Raw genomic sequence first — 23,268 nt, forward strand, 5'->3', positions numbered from 1 at the left:
CTCTGTTGACTAAAGTCGGTTACTGCGGCTTTGCCGCCAGCCAGAACAGGCCCTTCGACGGCTGGTGCAAGAACTCTTTATGCACCATATCGAGGTCTGCCTGCGGGTCGAGATCTTTGAACAGCTCCGGATGCAGGAACTTGGCGATAGCTTCAATAGCAAAGATGTTCAGCGGGCTATCGTAATACTGATGATAAACCGCCAGCACCCGATGCTGCTTGATGGAATCCAGCACGTTGACGCCGTTGCGCGCCATCAGCTTGTCCAGACGTTGCGCCGAAAGCGCGGCGTCAGCGTTGTAGCCCAAAGGCACGCCGATGCTCTCTTTAAAGCTGCTGCTCCAGTCCGCGCCGGTCATCAGGTAAGCGTCCGGCTTGCTGGTGATCAGCTGCTCCAGATTAATGGTGCCGCTTTTGCCCGCAAACAGCGCGCTGCCCAGATTCACCCCGCCCGCGGTTTGAATAAACTCACCAAAGCTGCCTTTTCCGTAGGTAAAACAGCACTCTTCGCCGGTCATGCCCGCGTGACGTTCGATAAACACTTTTGGCTTCTGCTGGTCGGTCAGGGTCGCTACGCGCTGGTTAATCATGTCGATGCGCGACTGGTAGAAGTGTAAGAAGCCTTCGGTTTGCTGCTCATTGCCCAGCGCCTGACCTAACAGGCGAATGCTCGGCACGGTATTGGTCAGCGGATGCAGGCGGAAATCGATAAACACCACCGGCACGCCAATTTTGCCGAGCTGCTCAAGAACCCGGCTCTCTTCCAGTTTCTTCTTTACGCCCGCATCAAAAATAATTAGGTCAGGCTTCAAACCTACGGTTTTCTCCACGCTGAAATCGCTGTAGTAGGCGTTCTCCAGCATCGGTAATTTTGCCAGCTCTGGGTAGTCGTTCTTGTAAAGGGTAAACAGGTCAGGGGCTTTGGCTTTTAGCGCGTTATCCCAGGCAATGATTGACTCGAATGGCTTAGTAGGATGAACCAGCTGAAGAGCCTGAATGGCGCGTGAGTCGGCCAAAATGACCCGCTCCGCAGGTTTAGGCAATACCACTTGCCGACCGGTGACATCAGTCAGCGTGATGGGGTCAGCCTGAGCGACAAAAGACACCAGACTACTCAGTCCTAATAACAGCAGGGCCGGCAATGTTTTCGCGAGCATAAGAGGTCTTCCTGAAAGGCGGCTTGAATGGGGATAAATCTTCAAAAAACGCAGTATTTACTAATACTTACACTCCTGATTATAATGCAAACAATTCTCATTACAATTAGCATTAAATATACGTTCTTTACCTAAAGTTAACACTTTTTATAACAGGAAAAAACAAGATATGTCAGCGCGTTACCGCCTTTCCGTCCTCGCCACGGCCGTGGCTATTGCACTCCCTTACTACGCATCAGCAGCTGACACCAAAACGCCAGCCGCAGCAACGCCATCGACCACCGCCACGCCGGAAGACAGAACGGATTCTGTGACCGTGGTAGGTAACTGGTTAGACAGCGGCGACAATGAAACGGCGGTGCTCGATCACCCTGGCGCGCGGACTATTATCGACCAAAAGCAGATCCGCGAAAAAGGGGCCGAAACCATTGGCGAAGCGCTGCGCGGCACGCCGGGCGTTCAGGTACAGGAAAACAACGGCACCGGCGGTAGTGACATATCTCTGAACATCGGCGTGCGTGGCTTAACCTCTCGCCTCTCCCCGCGTTCCACCATCATGATGGACGGCGTACCTTTGGCGGTGGCGCCTTATGGTCAGCCACAGCTCTCCATGGCACCTCTGTCTATGGGCAACATCCAGTCGATTGACGTGATTCGCGGCGGCGCGGCGGTGCGCTACGGGCCGCAGAACGTCGGCGGGGTGATTAACTTCGTTTCCAAAGACATTCCTAAAACCTTCGGCGGCGATGTCAGCACCCAAACTGAAGGCGCGGCGCACGGCGGCTTGAAAACCTTAACCAGCGCCTCGGTGGGCGGCACGGCGGATAACGGCTTAGGCGCGGAGTTGCTCTATTCTGGCCTGCATGGTCAGGGTTATCGCGAAAATAACGATAACACCGACATCGATGATTTCATGTTCAAAACCAAATACAACTTCACTGAAAAAGATGAGTTGTTGGCTAATTTCCATTACTACAACGCCAGCGCCGGTATGCCGGGCGGCCTGACCGCGCAGCAGTATAAAGACAACCCGTTCCAGTCGGTGCGCCGTTTTGACCAGTTTGAAGGGCGTCGTCAGGATATGTCCTTCAAATATCGTCATCAGGAAGACGACAGCCAGTTTGAATTGCTGACTTACTTCACCAAAAGCTTCCGTAGTAGTGATATCGGCACGACCGGCGCGGGTGCCAACGCTGGCCTGAGCCGTTTCAGCGCCGCGCCGCGTAACTACACCACTTACGCTATCGAGCCAACTTACTCGCAGCTGTTCCGCTTCTGGGATATGGCGCACGAAGTGACAGTCGGCTATCGCTACTTGAACGAAACCTCTGACGAGAAGGGCTATCGCTCCGGCTGGTATGATCCAAGCACCACTTACTCCGCGCCGGATTCACGCGCCACTTACTACCAGCACTCTTCCGGCGGCAGCGAAGCTCACGCGGCCTACATTGATGATGCGATGAACTTCGGCAACTGGACCGTAACGCCGGGCCTGCGCTATGAAAGTATCAAAACTCACGTTGATGATGGCTTCCTGCAAATCTCGCGTGAGAAGCAGTACAGCGAGCCGCTGCCTTCCGTCAATGTGATGTACCACCTGACCGATTCGTGGAAGCTGTTTGCGAACGCCAACACCTCCTTCGGCAGCTTACAATACTTCCAGCTGACTCGTGGTGGCAGCGGCGGCCAGCCAGCGCCGGGCCTCGAGCCAGAGAAAGCCAAGACCTACGAAATCGGTACTCACTATGATGATACCGTGGTTAAAGCTGAGCTGACGGCGTTCTACATCGACTTCGACAACCAGCTTCAGTACATCAACAACACCATCGGCTGGACCTCTCTCGGCGCGACCAAACACAAAGGTGTGGAACTGGCGCTGAGCTATGATCTGAGCGAACTGAGCCACGCACTGGATGGCGCAAGCGTCTACAGTTCATACACTTACACCAAAGCGACGTCGGTCAACGGTGAGTTTGCCGGTAAAGACTTGCCGTTCTACTCCCGCCAGGTTTTCACCGTGGGGACCCGTTATGAAGTGGGGAGCTGGGTGTGGAATGTGGACGGCTTCGCGCAGTCCAAGCAGCGTTCACCGGGCTCTGCTGACTCCGGCAACGGCTATATCACTGACGAATCTGCCGATGGCCAATACGGCGACATCATGGGTTATATGACGTGGAATGCTCGCGGCGAGTATGACTTCGGACCACGCTGGTCGCACCTGACCGTCGGCGCAGGGATTAAAAACCTGTTTGATCAGCGCTATTTCACTCGCTCCACCGACAACAACAGCGGCAAATATGTTGGTGAACCTCGCACTTACTTCATGCAGGCCTCCATCAAATTCTAATAAAATTAAGCCACTTAGCGGTGGCTTACTCAATAAAAATCCCCCGAGGGCTAGCGCCTGCGGGGGATTTTTTTATGATTTAAAGACAGGTTTCGAAGATTAGAAGCTGGCGATCAACTTACTGACGCCACGCAGGTTAGCGCGCGGGATCCACTCCAGATTATCCAGATCCTGCAATTGCAGATTAGGCAGGCGAGTCAGCAAGACGCTGAGTGCCGATTCCAGCTCAATCAGTGCCAAGCGATGCCCCATGCAGTGATGAATGCCCGCGCCAAAAGCCAGTGAGCGCCCAAGGCGACGAGTAATGTCGAGCTGCTCCGGCTGATCGAATTGCCCGGCATCGCGGTTGGCGGCGCCGATCAGTAGCAGAATCATCGCCCCTTTCGGCACTTTAACTCCGTCGATCTCCACCTCTTCCAGCGCGGTGCGCATGGTCATTTGTACCGAACTGTCGTAGCGCAGACACTCCAGCACGGCATTCGGCAGCAGCTCTGGGTTGTGCTTAATCTGCGCCAACTGCTCGGGGTGGCGGAACAGGGCAATCAGCGAGTTGCTGATCATATTGGTGGTGGTTTCATGCCCGGCCAGGAACAGCAGCACCACGTTGGAGACAATCTCATCGTGGGTCAGGGTTTCGCCGCCGTCATTGATATGCACCAACAGGGAGATCAGATCATCACCCGGCTGCTCGCGGCGCTGGTGGATCACCGCCGAGAAGTACTCATCCAGCACGCTAAAGGCTTCGTTGGCCTGCATGATCTCCTCTTCACTGATTGAGGGATCGAAGGCTTTCACCAGCAGGCCGGTGGCAAGGCCGAGCTTGGTGGCGTCACTCACCGGCACGTCGAGCATTTTACAGATGATGCGCACCGGCAGGGGGAAGGCGAAGTCCTTGGTCAGATCCAAAGTGCCTTGGTCTTCAATCTGGTCAATCAGCTCATGGGCGATTGCGAGCGCCATTTCGCGCAGTGAGTCGATTTTTCGCACGTTGAACGCCTTCATCATTAGCCCGCGAATGCGGCTGTGATCCGGCGGATTCAGCATCAGGAACATGCGGCTAAAGGCGCTAAACAGCGGGATGCTGTCGGCTTTGTCTCCATAGCGAATACGCACGGTATCCATATAGCTTTTACCAATTCGCTTGTCGCTGAACAGGGCGTCGACCGTGGCGAATTGGGTGGCGAGGAAGGTATTTGGCCCAACCTGCAGCAGCGGCCCGCTGGCGCGCAGCTTTTGGTAAAACGGGTAGGGGTTTGCGATAAATTCGGGTGACGAAAGGTCTTTTAATTGCATGGCAGGGTACTCCCGGGTGAGTAAAAAAGGCGCTCTGTAGCTGAGTGGAAAAAAATCACTAAAGAGCACTAAAAAATTATTGTTATTGGTCATCCTCCCTCATGTTTTAGCGGGATAGATGCAATGAAGTAGCGTAATTCTGCGAAGCTTTATAAAACCTGATGGCAGTTATTTTCTGTATAAATAAGCCATGGGGTGGCAGAAAATAAACTGCGAGGTGAAAGGGTGTCAATTAAGAAAAGGTGAAGATTTTGCGTCTAATCATTTCACTCAAAAAATCACTAAATATCTATAATTATTGAAGATTTGAACAGGTTGGATTTGGCATTTTAAGGCCGATATTCCCGCTGACTTAATTCAAATGATTCGCCTAAACGGCTTTTTAATTCTATTCGCTGTCTTTTAACTGTCATATTTAAAATATTGCCTATCGATTTCATCGGTAAAAAAAATCATTCCATTTTCATAATCTCGCGCATTTTCTGGATTTTCATATTTTGAAACATAATGTCCCTAATAACCACCAAACTAAGCTTGCGCCATAGAGTATAGCCAATGCTATATTCGTTACAGCCGGGTGAAAACTACACAAAAAAATAACAAGCAAGAACAGGGTAGGTGCAGGATGAGTGGAACAAGCCAGAGTTCTTCCTTAACTGAAAGAACCAACGCCGCGATCGATAACGCGCTGTCGGGCCGCAAAAGCGGTTTGATGACGCCGTTGCTGTTCGCCGGTCCGGCGGTGATCGCCTCGATCGCTTATATGGATCCGGGGAATTTTGCGACCAATATTCAGGCCGGATCTCGCTACGGCTACACCCTGCTGTGGGTGGTGGTGATGGCCAATATCATCGCCATGCTGTTTCAGGCGCTCTCCGCCAAGCTTGGGATCGTCACCAATAAAAACCTCGCCGAAATGTGCCGCGACCAGTTCCCCAAACCTGTGGTGTGGGGCATGTGGGGCGTCAGCGAAGTGGCGGCCATGGCGACGGATCTCGCCGAATTCCTCGGCGGCGCGCTGGCGCTCTCTCTGCTATTCCATATGCCGCTGCTGGTCGGCATGGGCATTACGGCGATCATTACCTATGCCTTGCTGATGGTGGAAAAACGCGGTTTCCGGCCGATAGAGCTGATGATTGGAGGGCTGGTGGCTGTTATCGCTCTGTGTTATCTGGTGGAAATGTTTATTGTGCCGGTTGATTGGGCCGCCGCTGGGCTGGGGATGATCACCCCGCAGCTGCCGGACGCGCAGGCGCTGACCATCTCTGTGGGGATCATCGGTGCCACCGTGATGCCGCACGCTATCTTCCTGCACTCGGGGCTGACCCAGCACCGCACCCACGCCAAGAATCAGGGCGAACGCCGCAAACTGCTGCGCTTTTCTAATATCGAAGTGGTGATTGCCCTGAGCATCGCCGGTTTGGTGAATATCGCCATGGTGATCATGGCCTCCAGCGCTTTCCACGCCGGGCACAGCGACGTGGCGGAAATCGAAACGGCTTACCACACTCTGACTCCGCTGCTGGGGATTGGCGCGGCGGGCTTCTTCCTGCTCTCGCTGATTGCTTCCGGTATTTCCAGTTCGGTGGTCGGTACCATGGCCGGTCAGATGATCATGCAGGGCTTTGTGGGCTTCCGTATTCCTATCTGGCTGCGGCGTCTGGTAACGATGATCCCGGCCTTTGTGGTGGTGGCGCTGGGGGTGAATGCCACAGATGCTTTGGTGTACAGCCAAGTGGTGCTCAGTCTGGCGCTGCCCGCGCCGATGATTGCGCTGGTGATGTTCACCCGCCGTCGCGACATCATGGGCGAGTTCGTCAATAGCCGGCTGACTGCGGGGATCTCCATTCTTGGCACCGTGGTAATTGTGGCGCTGAACGTCATCCTGCTGCTGCAAATTTTTGGGGTGAACATCCCCGGTCTGGAATAAGCCTTAAACCCGCCTCTCTTGCTTCTTCCCCCTTGGCTTCCGCGCAGCTGATTCGCTGAGCCAAGGGGGAACTTTTCCGCCTCGACCTCCACATAACCAAGACCAACGCGCCCGGCATGGCTCTGCGTCTGCCTCGCGCCTTTTGCGTTTTGTCCGGAGGCATTAATGAATTCAGCCATCAGTTCTGTCCCTCTTCCATCCACGGTGAAAACCTCCGGGGCCGGCTCCAGCTCGGGTCCGAGCGGCAGCACCAAGGCCAGCGGATTTACCGCCGCCGGGCAAGCGAAGCAGGTGAGCGTTTCTTCCAAAGGTTCTGGCGCGATGGCGTCGGAGTGGAAAATGTCTGCCTCGGATGAGCAGGGCAAAGCTTCGGCGCAGGACGCGGGCGGGCTGAAAAGCGTCACGCCGCGCTCGCGTGAGGGCAAAGCTTTTGTCGGCGCGGAGGGTGAGGATCAGGCGGCACGGCTGGTCACTTATGCCATGCGCCGCAATATGGGGCAGAAAATCCACAATCAGATGTTGAAGGAAGGCGCGCGCTGGGATGACCTGACACCTGAAACCACCGTCAAATCCCTGTCGCGTGAAAACGTCAAAGACCTGCACGTCCGTTTACAAGGGCCAGAGTTGAATAAGCCGCTGGCGCCTTATGAAAAAGCCTTTCTCAAGCGACTGCTCGAGTCGCCGCTGAGCATCACCCACGCCACCAATGCGCTTGATAAAGTGCAAAATACCGACACCGGCGTGGTGTCGCTCTCCTCGCGGCAAAAGCTGGTGCGCGACGGCGTGCCCTTCCCGAAAGATAACACCTCGAAAATGGATATTCAGGCGCTGGCCAACGACGACAACGTGTTTTTTGCGCTGGAATCGGGGGAAAAACTTCAGAAGCCGTCCAGCCGTTTCGGCAAAAGCGTGATGCGCTTTGACCTGGATTCACCGGCGGTGCAGCAGCACGCCACGCTGCACCTGTTTGACGTGCTCAACGGTTTCCCCGAGGCGGTCAAACATCTCAACACATTGAAAAGCTTACCCCACCGCGACCAGATGCAGACCGCGCACATGTTGGATAAGCACGAGCATTCGCGCTATGGCATGGACCCGAAGGGCAGTCTGTTTCAAGGCAAGGATATGAAGCGCGGCCTCGGGTTGGCGATCATCGACCGAACCCGCGCACTGCCAGAAGGGCTGCGGGCCAGCATTCTGGAGAAAGAGGACATTAACGCCCTGATCAACGGCCTGTTCCGCCCGCAGGTGCTGGTGCCGCGTATGTTTGTCGGCAAGCCGACCGATATCAGCGAGGTGGAAAATATTCGCTCGGCGGCGGTGGATGCCGGTGCGCTCGACGCCTTGCTGACTTCCTATCTGGATGCGGCAGACTCCGACAGCGACTCCGAAAGTGATGAGGAGAGCCTGCTCAGTGATTATGACCTGCCCACCTATGGCAGCGCCGCGCCCTTTAGCTATGACGACAGCTCTGACGAAGAATTCCCGATGGGCTCCCACGCCACCTCGGCGGCCATTCCGCCGTTTATTCCGGATGCCTCTTTCCTCTCTTCGTCGCCGACCAGTTCATCTTCCGGCGGCGGAAATCCGCTGCTGGGCACGCAGTCACCCGGCTCAGTTTCCTCCTCATCTTCCTCCGGTTCTTTCCGCGCGCCGTCGGACACCGACGCCGCCGACACCCTGCTGGAGATGATGAACGCCTTTGCGGCCGAAGATGCGCAGGCACTTTTATGATCCACACTGTGATGTTTTTCGTTGAAGCCAGCACCAGCCGTATGCGGGAGGTTTGTTATGAGCTCTGCCATTAATTCTATGCCCAAGCTGGCGTCAGTTGCGCCGCTGAATATTTCGAAACCCGGCCCTAGCTCGGGCACCGCCAAGGCCAGCAGCCAGACGGCCGCCGGGCAGGCCAAGCAGGTTAGCGTTTCCTCACATGGCGCGGGGGCGCTGGCGTCGAAATGGGACATGTTCCCGATTCAGGAAGATGACGAAGGGGAGGCGCATCAGGCCGGTGCGCTGAAAAGCGTCTCCACCCGCGAGCGCCCGGTGAGGAATTACACCGAAGATGAGGCGGCGAAGATGGTGACTTACGCCATGCGCCGCAATATGGGGCAGAAAATCAACAAAGAGATGTTGGCCCGAGGCACCCACTGGCGCGGGGTGCCGAGCAACAGTTCGGTCGATAAACTCTCCCGCGAGAACCTCAAAAACCTGCATGTCAGGTTACAGGGGCCGCTGATGAACCAGCCGCTGGCACCTTTTGAACAGGCATTTTTGAAGAAAATGCTCGAGTCGCCGCTGCGCATTACCCACGCCACCAACTCGCTGGATAAAATTAGCGATCCGGCCACCGGCAAGATCTCGCTTTCATCACGCCAAAAGTTGATCCGCGACGGCGTGGAGTTCCCGCGTGAAAACTCCTCGGCGGCGGATATCGCCGATCTCGCCAACGACGACAACGTGTTCTTTGCGCTGGAATCGGGCGAGGAGCTTCAGAAGAAGGCCAGCCGCTTTGGTAAAGACGTGGTGCGCTTCGACTTCGATTCGCCGAATGTCCAGCAGCACGGCACGCTGCACCTGCTCGACGTGCTGGAAGGGCAACTGCCGGACCCGAGCAAACGCTTCGCGACCCTCAATGAGTTGCCGCCGAATGCCAAAAATAATGAAATTTTCGACCTGAATAAGCACGAGCGAAAATTCGATTTTGATGCCAAAAACAGCGTGTTCAAAGGCAGTGATATGAAGCGTGGTATGGCGCTGTCGATCATCGACCGCTGCCGTTCGCTGTCGCCGGGTGTGCGCCAGGATATGCTGGAAAAGGAAGATGTGAACACCTTAATCAACGGCCTGTTCCGCCCGCAGGTGCTGGTGCCGCGCGTGTTTGTCGCTAACCCGACTGACGTGAATGCCATAGTACCGCCGCGTATGCAGGGTGCCATTCCGGGCGACCCAGCCAAGGCTGCCGCCGCTCCCACGGAAAGCGTTAGCGACTCTGAAAGCGATTACGGCCATCTGCCGAGTGACTCGGAAGACGAGGCCGACGACGCCTCCTCCACCAAAGGGTTGATGACCAAGAAGAGCAACGATGCGCCAGCCTTTGGCTATGACTCGGATTCTGACAGCGAGTACAGCCAGCCCTCTGCGCCGCCAAGCCCAACCCTCGGCCCTGGCCCGTCAATTTTTGGGTCGAGCGGTGCCGCGCAGTCGGTGGTGTTTGGCGCGTCCAGCGCGGCGCGGCGCGCGCCTTCGGACACCGACGCGGCGGATACCTTATTAGAAATGATGAACGCGCTGGAGCAAGAGCATGGCAGCGCCTTCCCGAGCGCTCTCGATAATCTAAGCAACCTATAAGGAAGAGTCGAAATGGAACAGGAGGATTTTTACTATCATCTTCAACCACTGTTTGAAGGGCTGGGGGCTGACCCCTCTTCGCTGGGACCGGCGTGGAACTATGAGATAGCCTTTGAGCATATGCAACTGCACCTTTCCGGGGCAAAAAGCGGGCGCTTGCTGATGGCAACGCGGCTGGGTAAGCCGATGAGCGAGGACGATGGCGAGCTGGGGTGGAAGCTGCTGGAGATGAACGGCTTCAATCAGGAGCTGCCGGCGTTTCATCACAGCGCCACCGCCGACAAATTTATCGTGCTGTGGGTCGAATTGCAGATTGAGAACTGGCAGGGCATTGAGCTGACCGCCATGCTCAACCGCTTTTTATCCCACGCCATGCAGGTCAGTGAACGCCTGCGCCAGCCGTCGGGCAGTCCGAAAGCCAAGAAATTGGTCCCTGCTGCTCATGAGTTAATGATTCGCCAAAGGCATAATTTTTAAAAATTAATAATTGAAGATTTATCGTTAAAAATCATCAAGTTTAGTGCTGTTATCCTGCCCCTTTTCGCCCGAATGCGACCAGGGGCTTGGTTTTTTCTGGAACCAACTCCCTCCCCGCCACACATATTGTGTAGATAAATTAATACTTCCCCCGTAGTTGCATAAGGATTATCACTATGGCACTTAATTTTTCCGCACTGCTTAAACCGAGTCACATGATTAGCAATGCAGATATTGCCCGCCAGCAACAGGGGACAACCTCTGCTAGCCATCTCGCCCAGCACCCCTCCAGACCACGCCAGACGGGGGGCGGCACCTTATCTCACAGCGCCACGCCGCGTAACGATATTAAGCAACAGAGCTGTCAGGGGAAACTGTCTCGCGGCGGCGTGTTTGGACGTTTTTTGCGTTCAAAGCATGAACCCGTTGGCGCGGGCATTCAGGATCTCGCTCCGCCACGCCTGCCTGAGCTTTCCGAACTTAGCACCGCGCTGGGGGTGCCAGGCAGCGATGGCTGGGGAGCGAAAACCCAAGCCGAGCTGAGTGCCGTGGACAACGCGCCGCCGCCGAAGGTCAACGTGGCGCTCAATGGCAAGGGGCAGGCGCACTTTAGCGTGCCGGACGGCAACCCGCCTTTTGACCGGCTGCTCAATGTCACGCTAGGGCGTTCCGAACATAAATATCAGGGTCATGATGCTAGCGATGGTCAGCAAGTGCTGCTGGATACGCGCGGTCGGCTGATCTCTTTGCAGCAGTCGCCGCTGAATTTGGTCGGCATGGTGAATAGCAAAACCTATGAGAAGCCGATAGAAACCCGCACCGGGCGGATGCCGGTATTGCAATCCACTTCGACTGAAAATCATCAGGTTCGCTTGAGTGCCAACAGCCAGCACGCCGAGATCCTCACGCCCGGCGGGCGACCCGCCTCCAGAGCAAAATTGCCTGATGCCGCCATTCAAAGTGAACTGACCGGGGTATTTAGCCATCGGACCGCCACGGGGGAAGAGTCCCTGCGGCTGCATGAGAAAAAGATTTATCGCCACGACGCCGCCAGCGGCGAATGGCAGGTGCACGACGCCTTCGACGGAAAAATGTCCAAGCTCAGCCAGCAGGGCAATGGCCATCTTTATGCCGTTGCCGACGACAAAAAGCTGCTGGATCTGACCACTGGCAAGTCGCTTCAGGCACCGGGCAAAATCTCGCAGGTGGCGATGGACGCCAGCGGCCACGCCGTGATCCTCACTGCCGATGAAACCAGCCACGAGCAGCAACTGAGTTTCTACCCGCAGCTGAATGCACCGATGGCCGCCGCGCAGAAAATGACGATTGCTCCGGCAGGCTTTGCCCCGAGCGCGCTGGCGCTGCACAACAACATGCTCTACGCCACGGACAACATTGGTGAGCTTTATCAGGCGAAGCTGCCGACCAACGGCGGCCAGGCCATGACCTTTGAGCCAGTGCCTGCCGCGCTCAACCAGAACCTGACGATGCAGTTTGGGCAGGGCGTGCGGGTGGAATCCTTGTTCACCGACGACCAGCAGCAGCTGCACGCCAAGTTAAAAGATATGCAGAACCAGCAGCACGCCGTCACGCTTAATGGCAACAACGTGGCGTCGAGCTGGTGTCTCAGCGACAGCATGGTGCTGGATAACCAGAAAGGATTGCCGCGCCCGGAACCCGAAGCTAAGAGCATCATGGATTTCGGCCCGCTCGGGCAACTGGCGCTGCACGACGGCAAGGTGCATTACCTCGACCGCGCCACCCAAAGCTGGGTGGCGTCGAAGGAGTCCGCCGAGCAGCTGCGGCGCGGGCAGGACGGCCAGCCGTGGATCCTCAATGAAGGCGAGCTGCGCCGTCTGAAGGTCAACCTGTCGAGTGATGAAATCCGCCACGACAGCAGCTTATTCTCGTTGGGCCGGGTGAAGAACAGCGTCAAGGCCGACCTGCCAGCGGGCGGCTTGGACAAAAAACAGAAAACCGTGGCGATTGATGCGTTATCAGAAGGGCGCTTTGTGGCGCTGAGTGGCGACGGTGACGTGCAATACCAGCAGATTAACAAAGAGAATCGCCGCGAAAAGGTCAGTACCCAAACCCTAAAAGCCGACGCGCTGAAAACCGCCATCGCGGGACTCAACGACGGCGGCAAGGCGGGGAAAATCGTCGATATGGCGCTGGGCAAAAACCAGCAAATGTACCTGCTTAGCGAAGAGGGTGCCTTGTTCAGCCTGCCCGCGACCTCGTGGCAGAAGGGCCAGACGACCGGGCTGGCGCGCGAAAATGTCCCAGCCACCGAACCTAAAGCGCCCGTAACGCCTGCGGGCACGCCGGAACCTGAGATTATGGAAGTGCCGCGCGAGGGGCCGAAGTACACCTCTCTGACCCAGCGCGGCGCGGATAACTTGTTGCTCAGCAATGAAGAGGGCGATCAGGCTACCTTGCACGAAGGCGAATGGAAAAAGGGGCTGGTGGACTTAGACGAGCGCCCTGAAAAACGCGTGGCGGAAGAGGTCTTCCAGCGCCTCGAAGTAGCAACCAAAGACACCCATCTGCCGGGCACCCACATCACGGTGAAGCGCGAGGTCAACATTGCCGGTTCCACTGGGCAAGACGGCCTGCGGGTGCAAACGCCGTTTAAATCGCGGGTGCGCGCCTTCTTGTTCAAACCGACGATGGAAACGCCGCGCCCGGTGAAAAACGCCGGATATTTTCTCCAGCACGGCTATGCCGGTCGCGAAGGGCTGCGCCCGGTCTATCAGGAGCAGGGTGAGTTGCTCAATCGCCTGCGCGCCGCCGATCCCGCCACTTCAAAAGAGGGGATTAAAGCACCACGCCCGCCAATCAGTTCGCGCATCGACAGCATGGACTGGACCGGCAACGAAGATTTGAAACGCGCTTTGATTCGCTTCAACCAAGATTTGACCGACGTCTCCAGCCACCACGCCAATCTGCTGGGCCAGCACTATGGCGTGGTGGACAGCAACAACCAGTTAGTTCTCGGCGAAGGTAAAACCAAGAACAGCGGCAGCGGGCGCTTCAACCCGGCCAGTACCCGCGACGGTGAACTGACCGAAAGCCTCAATCGCATGATGCATTATTACCCGTCGAGCGAAAACAGCCCGGCGAACAGCATTCTGTCACTGATGGAAAGCAAGAAGGTGGTGCTTAACCATCAGAAACCGGAGGTGCCTTTTGGCAAGCAGCGCGACACCCACGACGACGTGGGGCTGGTGAAATCGCAGCTGATCCTTACCTCGCTGACTCAGGCCGACATGCATAACCTGCTGACCGAAATGCAGCAGGCGATGACCAAAAAGGGGCCGGAGAAAGAGGCGGCGATGCAAACCCTGCGGTCGAAATTCAACGAGCTGCGCGACATGACCTGGGGTGAAAACCCGATCAAAAAAGCCACTTCCATGGGCTTCGTCAACAACCGCGGTCTGGAAGCCAACTATGACGCCATCAAGTCGATGACCAAGGCGTTCTCTAAAGAGGACCACGGGGTGCACGTCACCAGCCGCAACGTGATGAGCGCCAGCGATAAAGCCGAACTGAACAGCCGCATGAAGGAGACGATTTTGTCGCTGGAGAGTGGCGAAGACATTACTTTCAACCGGGCCTATGGCGCGTCGGGGACCGGCACCATGATCCCCGGCTCGCAAGGCTTTGCCAGCCCCGGCGTGCGGGTCAACGTGGATCGCAGCTACAGCCTGAACTTCTCGCGGGGCGAGACGGGCATCAACGTCAGCTTTGGCCGCAACGGCGGCGGCTCGGGCACGGTATTCGGCGCGGCGGGGTACAACATGCTGACTGATTATCTTCACGAGCACAAAACCGCGCTGGACAGCGAACGCACCCTCTCCCCGGGCTTCCGCCTTGGCGGAACCGTCTCGGCCATGTTGCAGCGGCAGATGCAAAACGGCATCAGCTTTAGCCTCAGCGAAGCCGAGTTGCCGGAGTTTCTGGACGCGCTGACCGAGGGCAATCTCGACCCGCAGGCGCTGATGGATAAAGGGATGGATCACAGCGTGAAGAACGGCAACACCCTGCGTATCAGTATGGATATCAACGCCGCCGCCGTCGCCAGCGTCGGCCTGCCAATCACCAACGATCATGAGAAGAACTCGTCAACCAGCGCCCGCTTTGGTGGCGGGGTTTACGCCGGGGCTAACCTGCTCAACGGCACGCGCGAGCGCAGCACCACTCGCCGCGAGGCCAGCAACCAGCAGTCGCAGAGTGACAACCGCCTGCGCGCTTTTAACCAGTTTAACGCCGGGGCCAACATCGCCATCCCGGTCGGCGTAAACCAGAAAACCGGTGATGAAACTCACTTGCCGCTGTTTGCCGGGGCAGGGGCCAGCATTCAGGCCTCGGTGGACAACCGCACGCGCCAGAACATCAACCTTCAGCTGAAAGACGTCCAGCCGCTGGCCGACGTGCATATCGACAAGCTGATCAAAACGCTGGGGGATCAGTTCACCGATCCGGCCACCAATAAGCTGCTTGAAGAGTTGAAAGAGGATGAGGGTAAGCTCCCCGCCGAGAAGCTGAAACTGCTGGTGGGCCACTTTAAAACTCAGCTCAATACGCCGTTCGAGCCGGGCACTACGCTGCGCGGCAACGCCCAGCGCGACGCCATCTTGCAGCTGGCGCAGAGCAATCGTCAGCAAATCCTGGCCGAGCGCAAAGGCAAGGAGATTGGCACCGCCGAGTACCGTTCCACTTACAGCAACCTGAGCAAGCTCGACAGCAACAGCTTCTTCCACAACCTGTTCCACATGGTCAGCACCCGGCCATCGGACAGTAACGCCGACCGTATTGCCAAGATGATGGATGACGACCCGCGCCTGAAACAGATGGTGCGCGAGTTGCAGCAAAACAGCAGCACCGAAGCCGTGGTGACGCTGGAGCTGAACGAGTCGCAGAAGGACAAAATGGCCGGTGAATGGCAGGTGGGCGGCATCACGCCGCAAGAAATTGTGGCCGTGCTGAGTAACAGCGACAACCTGCGCATTAAGTCGATTGGCTTTACCCGTTCGCAAAGCAAAGGTGACGGCTTCGCTACCCCGGCCTTCTTGATTGCCGGCTCTAACAGCGCCTCGGTGGCGATGAGCGTCAACCTCGGCAAAATCAACTTTAGCTACGCGGAGGACCAACTCGACCTAACAGGTTTCACCCTGGAAGGGAAAATCACCCGTCCAAATGAAGAGATACATCAGGCGCTTTCAGCCACGCAGAAACAGGGTTTTGTTATTAAAGGGTAAGAGTCTGGGTTAGGGACGCGGCCCGCTTGCGGCGGGCCAGCAAATGAATAACTGAAATGTTAATCACAGGAAAATAAGATGAACGAAAGCGCATATTTGCAGAATTTATTGAGCCACTATGGCCGTCGATTGAATACATCGCTGAAACTGGAAAACGGCGTTTGCGCACTGTTCACCCCGCAGAAACAAGAAGCTGCGATCATTGAGTTACCGCCGGGCAGCGACGCCGTGGTGTTGCATTGTCAGGTGATGGTGCTGGAGCCAAACAGCTCTGCCGCCTTGCTACACAGTATTTTAACCTTGAACTTTGAGATGGACGCCATGCGTGGCTGCTGGCTGGCGCTGGAGGAGCAGAACCTGCGTCTGTGTACTCAGCAGCCGCTCTCCTCGTTGGATAACCGCAACTTCTCCGGCCTGCTTGATGGCTTCATTCAGCAAGCCAGCGAAGTACAGTCATTTATTCGCGAATTCGTCCACACCCTCCCGACGGCTCTCCCGGCCTGACGGCATTTGCTCCAGCGTCAGCAGGGTATCCTGACTGACGCTGTGCAGCAGGCGCTGGTAAATACGCCGTACATCACTGGCGTAGCGATCGCGCTGCGGTTGGCGTGATGGCGCGGCTCCGGCGTTATACATCCCTACCGTGTTCCAGGATTTTCCATACTGCTGGAACATGCTGTACAACACCCACGCCCCGGTATTCACGCAGGTACAAGGTTCATTCAACAGCTTAGTGCGCGACACCCCAAGGCTTGCCAAATGGGCGAAGTGCGTGCTGTTCACCTGCATCATGCAGACATCTTCCGTGTGGTTGCGATTGGCGCTGTTCACCGCCGACGGATTGAGGTGTGACTCTTTAATGGCAATCGACAGCAGCAGGGCAGGAGGGATGCCGAAGGCTTTTCCGGCGTCCTTAAAGCAATTTGCCTGACTGCTGGCGGAGAGACAGAGAGTGATGGCCAGCAAATGTCGCTTCATCGCCGCGGCTCCATGATAAAGGCTGAAATTCGAATACTTTTATGTGGCCGTTGCCGGGCGGCGGTTCCACGGCATAGCGTTTTTTGCAAAAAGTGTGATGGCTCGGAACTAACCCGCGACAGGACGCACACAAATGACAGGGTAGAAGCGCCATGAGCGTGGCTTCCTGTCTTTTGATTCATCCATAACAGGGTTGCTCAAACGGGTGGTCTGTGGCAGCGCCGTGTGAGAGCAAAAGCATCACTTATTATGAGGATTGAGGAAGAATGATGAATGTTAACGGTTCGGGGTTTACCCCTCAGTACATTCCCCCGGCGGATCTCGGTCCGTCCGGCGGGGTCGGTAACAATAGTGGTGCGGTGAACAATAATAATTCAGGGGCCGGCGCGCTTTCTATGCCGTTAACGGTCACCTTTAGCGCCGCACCGGGTATCACGCCGGTAGATTTCGGTTCGCCATCAGTCTCCGGCGTTAATGGCCCAACGCAAAACAATGCTCCGACTAACCCATTGCAGTCGATGCAGGGACAGGATGGCGCGGCGGGCGCGGGCGGCGGACAGATGGCCGAGCTGATGAATATGATCCGCCAACTGCTGTCAGAACTGTTGAAAATGCTGGGCGGCGGCGACAATTCAGACCAGCAGAACAGCACGCCGTCGGCCTCTTCGGGCGGTAGTGGTGGTTCAGCGGCACCGTCGTTGGGTGACGGCGGCGGCGGTGGCCCATCTGTTGGCAACAATCTGTTAGCCCAACCGGGCGCGGGGGCGGGTGCAGCGAATGGTGCTAGCGGGGCGAGTGGAGCCAGCGGCGCGGGCGGGGCCGGTGCAACTTCTGGCATGGCTGGCCTCAGTGGTTCGGGTAACTTACACCTGCCGCCGCAGCTGGAGCCTTACCGTCAATCCATCAATAACGCGGCGCAGGCCACGGGAATGCCAGCCAGCGTGATTGCCGGTCAGATTTGGGCGGAATCTCGCGGTAACTTGTCTGCGGCTTCCACCAACGGCGGAAATGGCAAAACCGACGCCGGGCTGATGCAGGTCAACCCAGACACCTACAATGAGATGGCCAAAGAGAACCCGGGCCTGCTTTCGGGTGACCCGAACAGCGCGCAGAACAATATTATGGCCGGGGCACTCTATCTTAAACAGCAGACCAATGCCTTTGGCGGAAATATTGGCGCAGGTCTGCGTGCTTATAACTCTGGCCCGGATGACGTGAATTTATCCAACCTGTCGGATATTTCGAAAACCGGAACCGGTGCCGCGCCTTATGTCGATAATGTTTTAAGCTTTGCTAAAATTATTGAATCAGGCCAAGGCCAATTACCGGCCTAAATAGCGGATTATGTCATTTGAATTGATTTAATAAACTTCATCCGATAATGAAAGAAATTCATTATCGGATTTTTTTATGGTTATTATTTTGAAGATATAACTTTTCTGAAACCTAATTTGGCTTAGTTTTCTAATAAAATTCCCAGTTAAGTGGTAAGAATAATCTCAAATCTTATGGGTTTCGCGTCGGCTGGAATATGTCTAATTGTAAGAAGTATGTCAAAGCGCGATTTTTTTGCCGATTCTGGTGAGCGTTATATTAAGATTTCGTTAAGAAGTGAGATCTGACGCACTATTTTTATGCAAGATTCAGCGAGTTTTAATCGGTTTTTTCAATGGCTGGCACGGTCCATTAGGGGAAATATATTCAAAGATTGAAAATAAATTAAACTGGGAACGTGCCCACCATCCCATTGATTGTATAACGCTTTTTTGATGCTCTTTAATTGACCATTTTGCTGGCGATCCGCGCTAACCCCTTGTTTGAGCGAAAGGTATCATTTCCCGAAATAGGCAAATGATGACCTATATGGGGTGGTTTTTGAATGTTGTGATAGGTAAAACCGTATTGAGTAATATCTTTGTTAATGATTTGAACCTTGTAAGGATTTCCCTACAATCTTCATTCCGTTTTCCTGATTGCCAGTCTTATTTCTAGTGATAATTTATCTGCAGATTAACGCTGTCAGAGAAACTAAATATGCATCGTTCCTGCATGTTTAACTTTTAATATGCCTACCGGGCGCTAATTCATTCCTGAGTCATTATTTTATTTTAATAATCACAACATTATTATTTTCTTGATAGAAATGGATGCGAGGAAAGTATGAGAGACAATCTTCCGAACTCGACAAAGCCGGCTAAAATAAACCACCACGTTTATGAAGAGTCCCTGGATGAGGATATTCCTGAACAGCGAGAAGTGCGTGAAGAGTGGGATATTCATAGCGACTTTGATTCCATGCTCCAGACCTTAGCGCCGCTGAAAGTTGACCTCGCCCTCGAGGGGGAAACTGGCACAGGTAAAGACACTTTCGCCCGCCGCCTGTATGAGCGTTCCGGCTGCAAGGGGGCTTTCGTGCCGATTAACTGCGCGGCGATCCCCGAATCTCTGGCCGAGAGCGAACTGTTCGGCGTTATGGCCGGAGCCTACACCGGCGCGACCCACGCCCGCGCGGGCTATATCGAAAGTGCCAACGGCGGGATTTTATTCCTCGATGAAATCGACAGTATGCCGCTGAGCCTGCAAGCCAAGTTACTGCGCGTGCTGGAATCGCGCAGCGTCAGCCGACTGGGCAGCACGCAACAAATTCCTCTGGATCTGCGTATCGTGGTGGCTTCGCAAAAGCCGCTGGCCAGCCTGGTTGAGCAGAAGCAGTTTCGTCAGGATCTCTATTTCCGACTGACTACCATCAAAATCACGCTGCCCGCGCTGCGTTCCCGCATTAAATATATTATCCCAATGTTTGCCCGTTTCGCGCAGGAGGCGGCGTTGCGTTTAAATTGCGCGCTACCCTCTATCACCGCCAATCTTAGTGAATCGCTGATCATGCACGACTGGCCGGGCAATATTCGTGAGCTAAAAGGGGCCGCCGAACGCTTTGTGCTGGGCATGCCACCTCTGGGTAATGCCATGCGTATCGACAGCGGATCTTTCCGCCTGAAAGAGCGCATGCGCCGCATTGAACACTGCCTGATTGAAGATTGCCTGATGCGCCATCAGAACAAAATTGTCAGCGCGGCCAATGAGCTGGGTATCCCGCGCCGCACGCTGTATCAGCGCATTAAATCTTTGAATAGTTTGGATTAATTGGTTTTTCTAGGCGGATTCCTAATCCGCTAAAATCCGTGAAAATAATTACCCCATGATGGAACCCATCGCCGCCAATTACTACTCAACTAGTGAATGAACACTCATTCACTCTATTCACCTTGAGAGGAGTAACACTATGGGCCCGTTAAATATTCTTGGTGGTTTGGCGTCAAGCGCCGCTGGTAGTGCTTCAAGCCAAGCTCTGCAAGCTGGTTCCGATGCAATCCAAGGGCAGTCTGTTGCAGACACCCTGACCAAAATGGAACGTGACCGTCAGAACGCACAGATCGCTGGTGTGCAAGGTTCTGCGACCACTTTCATCAGTGCTATCCAACAGAACAAAATTTCGTTCTAAGTGTTAACAGGGAACCGATGCTGGTTCCCTGTATTCCCTTCCTGTGCAGTCGCGGAGTGACATTATGAAAATCAATCAACCCCCTGTTATCCAGCCGCTGGCGGCACCTGACCTGTCGGGCAGTGAAGGAAGTGCAATGACCCCCGCCGATGCCAGCTTCTTTGCCTCAGAAATTGGCCAGAGCAGCGATGTCGACGGCAATGATTCTAATGGTCTGCTGAACCACGTCTCCGGCATGTTCAAGCAGATCAACGTGGACAGTCGCCACATCAGCAATGAGCTAACCAAAGCCGCTGGCTCTACCGACCCAATGGCACTCAGTAAAGTGAGCGGCGACTTGTCGAAGTACGATTTAGAAAACCTGATGAACGCCAAAATCGTCTCTAAGTCCGTACAGGGCCTGGACAAACTGACCAACTTGCAATAATGACCATGGTTAACATCGCGCTGAAGATCTTCTCCACCCTGCTGATTGTTTTGGCCTTAGCTGGCTGCGAGCAAAGGGTGGTTCTCAATACCGGTCTGACCGAAAACGACGCCAACGACATTATCGCCGAGCTGTCCCGCTACAAAATCTCTGCCGATAAGCAGATAGATAAAACCGGCGTGACCGTGCTGGTGGACCAAGACACTATTGAGCGTTCGGTGCAGATCCTCAACGCGGCCGGTTTGCCGCACAAAGCGCGCACCAATCTGGGTGAGGTATTCCAGAAAAGCGGCATTATTTCCAGCCCGCTCGAAGAGAGAGCGCGCTACATATTCGCCTTATCGCAGGAAGTGGAGTCAACGCTGGCGCAGATTGATGGCGTGGTGGTGGCGCGGGTTAACGTGGTGCTGCCAGAGCGCGTCGCGCCGGGCGAGCCGATCCAACCGGCCTCCGCATCGGTCTTCATTAAGTACCAGCCGGACCTCGACCCGGACAGCATCGAGCCGCAAATTCGCCGTCTGGTTTCCACCAGTATTCCGGGGCTGGCGGGCAAAGATAACAGCGCGCTGTCTATCGTGTTTGTTCCGGCAGAGGTCTACAAAGATCATATCGAAATGGTCAACCTCGGGCCTTTCCAGCTGACCATGAACCAGTACGGCACGGTGAAAATGCTGTTTCTGGCTCTGCTGGTGATACTGGCGTTAATCGCCATCGCGCTGGTGGTGAAACCGAAAATTCAGCGGCGCATGTCAGCCAAAAAGGGCGCTGACGTCACCCCAGAAAACGCATGATATTCAGGGGGAATAACCGATGAATGACGCACAAGCCTGGTTGCACTGGTGGACCGAGGGTTATTGGCAGCAGGCGGAGGAGAGCTGGCACAGTCTGGCTTTCTTCCAGCAGCCCGAGTCTTTAATCGCGCGGTTGCAGTCTATCGATCCGCAGCTGATTGCCCGCCAGTTGGGCATTGAAGCCCGCCTGCCGTCTGCCCCTCACACCTTGACGCTCAAGCTGCTGGCGCTGACGGCGCAGCAGCAGAGCTTAGCGCTGCGCCTGACCGCCGAGATTTGCGGTATCTACTCCCCCGAAGCCAACGAACAGTTACTACCTGAAGAAGCCCGGCTGTGGAGCAAGCGCATCTCCCGCGCGCTGCGCCCCGGCCTGTGGCTGCCGGAAAACCTTACGTCGCCTTGGCAAGTAACCATCCTGTTGCTGTTGCGCCACGTATTGCCGATAGGTTGCTGGCAGCGCGTGCGTTTTCTCTTTCCCCAGCCGTGGATTATTGCCTGTGAAGCCGAGCAGGGCGCGGAACTGGCGGCAAACAAGCTGCTGCCGCTGTGGGAAGCCGCGCTGTGGCGAGCTTCACTGCCGGTAGCCTTGGCATCCGGTCCGGCGCAGGAGACGCAAGATGTGGCAGCTTAAAACCTTCGAACTGCTGGCGGAGGCACAGCCAGCAGACAGCATCCGGCTGCCGCAGGCCATGTTGCACCAGCATCAGCAAGGTCTTTCGCTGCTGGCAGAGGCCCGGCGGCAGGCCGAGCAGATTGTGCAACAGGCCGAAATTCAGGCCCAGCAGCTGATTGACCAGGCGCGCTACGACGCAGAGCAGCGGGTTGCCGACCTGCTCGCCAATAGCCAATCCGAGTTTTTGAGCCGGGCGGAAACCCTGTTCGCTGGCTGGCAGGAGCAGCAAATCGAGCAGGAAGCGATGATTGTCGGGCGAGCCAGCGAGTTGCTTCATCAGGTGATGACGCGCCTGCTGGAAGACACCGGCCCGGCGCAGCAGATGAATGCCTTACTGCGCCAGCTATTGCAGGCCCAGCCGCGCGGCCAGCAGGCTACCCTGTGGTGCCATCCTGCCAATAAAGAGCATATTACTCAATGGCTTGAAGCGCGCCCGCATCTCACGTGGGAGCGGCAGTTTGATGAATCCCTTGAGGCTGACCAGCTGCTGTTAGAAACCGCCAGTGGTGAATTGCACATTGGCTGGCAGGCTCTGAAAACGCAGCTGCTGCGCGCTTCGGCCTAGAACGCCTCATTCATCAGTTTAAATAGCCCAATCTTCACTGATTAAATAAAAGCATTGATGAAAACCCGCCGCTTTTTTGGAACCAATTCCCGTTCACCGCTACTCATTATCACCTTTAGTCAAAGCAGGAGGTGAGTATGAGCAGTTTCGATAAGGTACAGCGCCGTCTCGATTCGGCACTGATAACCAGCAATTCCAATGTCTATGACTTAGCCCGTGACTCGATGGGCGGGGCACCGGACTTCTCCGATATCGTTGAATTCAAGCAAGCCATGCTGCGCGAATCCACCGCTAACTGGGCGTCTGGTCAGTTGAGTACGCTCACGCACGATCTGAGCAAAGGCATCATCGATTCAATTAACTAATGTCTGCAACGGCTCGTGGCTGGCTGAATCTGGGTAGCTTCAGAGCCGTTTTTTGCTTTTATCCACTCATTAAGACTCGACGGAAATCAGGGCAACGATGCGCACAACGACTCTTTTTATCTCTTCGAACGGACTGGGTCCTTTATTGAAGA

The 23,268-nt window shown here is 55.5% G+C and carries 18 protein-coding genes; 15 read left to right on the forward strand and 3 right to left on the reverse strand.

Annotated elements, in window-relative coordinates:
* Positions 1–19 precede the first annotated feature (19 nt).
* Positions 20–1,156, reverse strand: a complete 1,137-nt coding sequence (locus ACT3RR_RS15540) for an ABC transporter substrate-binding protein (protein ID WP_496200628.1) — start codon at positions 1,154–1,156, stop codon at positions 20–22.
* Between the two features lie 169 nt (positions 1,157–1,325).
* Between ACT3RR_RS15540 and ACT3RR_RS15545 the strand changes: the two genes are divergently transcribed.
* Complete coding sequence (locus tag ACT3RR_RS15545) at positions 1,326–3,503, forward strand: TonB-dependent receptor family protein (protein ID WP_496200629.1); 2,178 nt, start codon at positions 1,326–1,328, stop codon at positions 3,501–3,503.
* Positions 3,504–3,602: 99 nt separating this feature from the next.
* Here ACT3RR_RS15545 and ACT3RR_RS15550 read toward each other — a convergent pair whose 3' ends face one another.
* Positions 3,603–4,796: a cytochrome P450 gene (locus tag ACT3RR_RS15550; protein WP_496200630.1), complete on the reverse strand. Its 1,194-nt coding sequence runs from the start codon at positions 4,794–4,796 to the stop codon at positions 3,603–3,605.
* 625 nt (positions 4,797–5,421) lie between these two features.
* Here ACT3RR_RS15550 and ACT3RR_RS15555 point away from each other — a divergent pair.
* The 6 genes from ACT3RR_RS15555 to ACT3RR_RS15580 all read left to right on the forward strand — a co-directional run bounded on the left by ACT3RR_RS15555 (position 5,422) and on the right by ACT3RR_RS15580 (position 16,319).
* Entirely contained in the window at positions 5,422–6,726 is a 1,305-nt protein-coding gene (locus tag ACT3RR_RS15555) for an Nramp family divalent metal transporter (RefSeq protein ID WP_496200631.1), read from the forward strand.
* Positions 6,727–6,891: 165 nt separating this feature from the next.
* Complete coding sequence (locus ACT3RR_RS15560; protein WP_496200632.1) at positions 6,892–8,460, forward strand: hypothetical protein; 1,569 nt, start codon at positions 6,892–6,894, stop codon at positions 8,458–8,460.
* 57 nt (positions 8,461–8,517) lie between these two features.
* Positions 8,518–10,077, forward strand: a complete 1,560-nt coding sequence (locus ACT3RR_RS15565; protein ID WP_496200633.1) for a hypothetical protein — start codon at positions 8,518–8,520, stop codon at positions 10,075–10,077.
* 12 nt (positions 10,078–10,089) lie between these two features.
* Complete coding sequence (locus ACT3RR_RS15570) at positions 10,090–10,554, forward strand: CesT family type III secretion system chaperone (protein WP_496200634.1); 465 nt, start codon at positions 10,090–10,092, stop codon at positions 10,552–10,554.
* A 176-nt stretch (positions 10,555–10,730) separates the two neighbouring features.
* A complete protein-coding gene (locus ACT3RR_RS15575; protein ID WP_496200635.1) occupies positions 10,731–15,815 on the forward strand; it encodes an AvrE-family type 3 secretion system effector in 5,085 nt (1,694 codons plus the stop codon).
* A gap of 78 nt (positions 15,816–15,893) precedes the next feature.
* Positions 15,894–16,319 carry a type III secretion system chaperone gene (locus ACT3RR_RS15580; protein WP_353502955.1) on the forward strand — a complete coding sequence of 142 codons (426 nt, stop codon included), beginning with the start codon at positions 15,894–15,896 and terminating at the stop codon, positions 16,317–16,319.
* On the opposite strand, the gene ACT3RR_RS15585 is transcribed toward ACT3RR_RS15580, so the two are convergent.
* The gene (locus ACT3RR_RS15585) at positions 16,269–16,793 is read right to left on the reverse strand and encodes a lytic transglycosylase domain-containing protein (protein WP_485903674.1); all 525 of its coding nucleotides are present in this window, start codon (positions 16,791–16,793) and stop codon (positions 16,269–16,271) included. The genes ACT3RR_RS15580 and ACT3RR_RS15585 overlap by 51 nt on opposite strands.
* Positions 16,794–17,059: 266 nt before the next feature.
* On the opposite strand from ACT3RR_RS15585, the gene ACT3RR_RS15590 reads away from it, so the two are divergent.
* The 8 genes from ACT3RR_RS15590 to ACT3RR_RS15625 all read left to right on the forward strand — a co-directional run bounded on the left by ACT3RR_RS15590 (position 17,060) and on the right by ACT3RR_RS15625 (position 23,116).
* The gene (locus tag ACT3RR_RS15590) at positions 17,060–18,127 is read left to right on the forward strand and encodes a lytic transglycosylase domain-containing protein (protein ID WP_496200636.1); all 1,068 of its coding nucleotides are present in this window, start codon (positions 17,060–17,062) and stop codon (positions 18,125–18,127) included.
* 826 nt (positions 18,128–18,953) lie between these two features.
* On the forward strand, positions 18,954–19,937 hold the full coding sequence (locus ACT3RR_RS15595) for a sigma 54-interacting transcriptional regulator (RefSeq protein WP_496200637.1): 984 nt from the start codon (positions 18,954–18,956) through the stop codon (positions 19,935–19,937).
* 139 nt (positions 19,938–20,076) lie between these two features.
* Positions 20,077–20,295 (forward strand): hypothetical protein, encoded by a 219-nt coding sequence (locus tag ACT3RR_RS15600; RefSeq protein WP_185689488.1) that lies wholly within the window; start codon positions 20,077–20,079, stop codon positions 20,293–20,295.
* A gap of 64 nt (positions 20,296–20,359) precedes the next feature.
* Positions 20,360–20,722: an EscF/YscF/HrpA family type III secretion system needle major subunit gene (locus tag ACT3RR_RS15605; RefSeq protein ID WP_185689489.1), complete on the forward strand. Its 363-nt coding sequence runs from the start codon at positions 20,360–20,362 to the stop codon at positions 20,720–20,722.
* A gap of 5 nt (positions 20,723–20,727) precedes the next feature.
* The gene (gene sctJ, locus ACT3RR_RS15610) at positions 20,728–21,513 is read left to right on the forward strand and encodes a type III secretion system inner membrane ring lipoprotein SctJ (protein ID WP_353502950.1); all 786 of its coding nucleotides are present in this window, start codon (positions 20,728–20,730) and stop codon (positions 21,511–21,513) included.
* 19 nt (positions 21,514–21,532) lie between these two features.
* Positions 21,533–22,144: a hypothetical protein gene (locus ACT3RR_RS15615; RefSeq protein WP_496200638.1), complete on the forward strand. Its 612-nt coding sequence runs from the start codon at positions 21,533–21,535 to the stop codon at positions 22,142–22,144.
* The gene (gene sctL, locus ACT3RR_RS15620; RefSeq protein WP_496200639.1) at positions 22,131–22,751 is read left to right on the forward strand and encodes a type III secretion system stator protein SctL; all 621 of its coding nucleotides are present in this window, start codon (positions 22,131–22,133) and stop codon (positions 22,749–22,751) included. Before ACT3RR_RS15615 ends, sctL begins: the two co-directional genes overlap by 14 nt.
* A gap of 137 nt (positions 22,752–22,888) precedes the next feature.
* Complete coding sequence (locus tag ACT3RR_RS15625) at positions 22,889–23,116, forward strand: type III secretion protein HrpF (protein ID WP_353502947.1); 228 nt, start codon at positions 22,889–22,891, stop codon at positions 23,114–23,116.
* Positions 23,117–23,268 lie beyond the last annotated feature (152 nt).

The sequence above is a fragment of the Ewingella sp. AOP8-B2-18 genome, assembly GCF_052376015.1.
Lineage (GTDB): Bacteria > Pseudomonadota > Gammaproteobacteria > Enterobacterales > Enterobacteriaceae > Ewingella > Ewingella allii.